The 2126-nt window shown below is 38.5% G+C and carries 2 protein-coding genes and 1 pseudogene; 1 reads left to right on the top strand and 2 read right to left on the bottom strand.

Annotated features, from left to right (window positions below; translation table 11 throughout):
* Positions 1-193: 193 nt before the first annotated feature.
* A pseudogene (locus tag AC27IT_RS27550) lies at positions 194-361 on the bottom strand (transposase); the annotation flags it as partial.
* A 36-nt stretch (positions 362-397) separates the two neighbouring features.
* Positions 398-844 (bottom strand): hypothetical protein, encoded by a 447-nt coding sequence (locus AC27IT_RS27545; protein WP_025845622.1) that lies wholly within the window; start codon positions 842-844, stop codon positions 398-400.
* Between the two features lie 660 nt (positions 845-1504).
* Between AC27IT_RS27545 and AC27IT_RS27540 the strand changes: the two genes are divergently transcribed.
* Positions 1505-2023: a sigma factor-like helix-turn-helix DNA-binding protein gene (locus AC27IT_RS27540; RefSeq protein WP_025845620.1), complete on the top strand. Its 519-nt coding sequence runs from the start codon at positions 1505-1507 to the stop codon at positions 2021-2023.
* Positions 2024-2126: the final 103 nt, after the last annotated feature.

Below are 2126 nucleotides of genomic sequence, written 5' to 3'. Positions count from 1 at the left end.
GTTTTCCTTCACAAACGCCTTCACTTGTTCCTTACTAAATCTCGCCATAGGTGTCATCCTCTCAAACCAACCTTTCTTTTATTGTAATAGGTTTTGAGAGTTTACACAGAATATTTTACAGTCCCGTACCGCTCGCTCCATGTAATGGAGGAACGGTACCTTTTTTAGCTAAAAAGACTTTTTCAATGGCCTCGTACTCAGAACGGAAGGTTTTCTTGCTATAGCCATTGCGGCTGTTGGTTGTCCGCTTGTTTTTCATGTCATGTTTAGCGTATCCAAGAGAGGACTCGATTTCAGCTTCCACCATTTCTTGGATCGTATCTGCGAATAGACCCTTTAACGCTGACTGTACGTCGTCCACTGACTTTCAGCCTAAGGGAACTGTACCAAGTTAATTCTAATCTAAATTATCCTTTGAAACAGCCCATTTTAAGTTTGGATATTCAAATACTTTTTTAAAATTATTTTGATTCACGATCTTATAATCACCCTCATTACTAATTATCACATAATTTTTATCAACGAATACTGCCATGCTCAATTTGTTTACTCCATTAACATATATTCGTACTCTATAGTCACCATCTATCTCTGTAAAACTCTCTTTTTTAAGTTCCACAACTGATAATTCATTCAAAATTTTATCTACCATTTCCTTATCTGTAATGGAAACTCTTGCACTATCAGATTCTCTACGAATGTCAATACGAACTTCATCATTTTTCGTGATCTGATTTAAGGCTTTTTCATTAAGAGATGTATATTTCATCCATTCATTTGCATAAAAAGGACCAGCAATCACAATAATTAAAACTACAGTCCAAATTATTCTCTTTTTATTCAAAAGTGAGACACCCTTCCCCAAAATATACTCGATTCTACAAAGTTTCACCAAGGTTATATTACCGCAAAAAAATGTTAAAATTTCAAACTATATCCAATAATAAACTTTTGTTAAACGTTTACGAATACTTTCCTGTCTTATGACATGAGGCTACTAGATGCCTTTTGCCCAAGAGGCTGAAAAGCCCCTTGAGGAACCGCAGACTCTTCGTCGAGTTAAATCGAGAAGTGTCTTTTGAGCAACTACAAGCGGTCATTTTTGTGTTTTTTAACTTAGATTTGGAGTAGGGTTTGTTTGAAAAACGTACCGCTCCCGGAACGCTCGATCCGCAAGCGCCAGCCCCACCACGAACGCCTGCGCGCTGCCGAATGATCGATTCCGTTTCGCTCGTCCATAGAAAATCGGATTTCGAAAGTCGAGATTGTCAACGAGCTGGATCAGGTTGATTTCTGGCCGATGTAAAGCTCTCCTAACCGGGAGGGCTTTTTTTCAGAAAAATAGATAATCTTACCTAATTTTGCTTACATTAGGAAAAATATGCTACAATTAACGGGAACGAATGTTCTTGTTTTTGCGGCATACAACTACGAATGTCACTCTATATAACTTAACCTCAAGCCTGAGTAACTATTGCGATATCGATAAGAAAGGTAGGATCAGATGACGAAAGATGAGTGCAGGAAACTAATCCGACGTATAGCATGGAACTTAAACTATCGTGAAAGAAAAAAGTTGAGCAAAGAATGCCCAATTTTGTATGGCTTTGGTGATCGACAAAACATTTCAGACTATATTGGGAAAAATGTTCTTGTTGAAGAACTGCTGAAACAGCTTTCAAATGAAAAAGAACGATACATTATTCAAAAAACCGTATTAGAGGGATTCACATGTAAGGAAATCAGTAAAGAGCTTAACATGACTGAAAGAGGCGTAAACCAATGCAAAAACCGAAGTCTAAAGAAGCTATACCATTATCTGATTACGCATTCAAAAGGGATGGGCAGGCTGCATTTCAGTCGGGAGTGGGGATTATCCAGCCAATATTACCATCAGCAGATCAAAGACTGGTTACCAACACTAAGTTACTCCCGTGCTCAAGAAGAAGAGCGAAAAGCAATGGTTGACGAACAAAAGAGATTACAGATTTTCCGAACGAGAAAGCCCGCTACGGTGCGATAGCACCCCCTTTAGGGGCGGGATGAGAGTGAGGTCAAATACGGAGTACCACGAATAAATCGAAGGTTTGTGGTACTTCAAGTATTTGAAAATTCCACTCTTTTTT

Source organism: Brevibacillus sp. YAE8 (genome assembly GCF_057543335.1).
The sequence above is the reverse complement of the archived record's forward strand: the minus strand, read 5'-3'. Positions and strand labels throughout refer to the sequence as shown.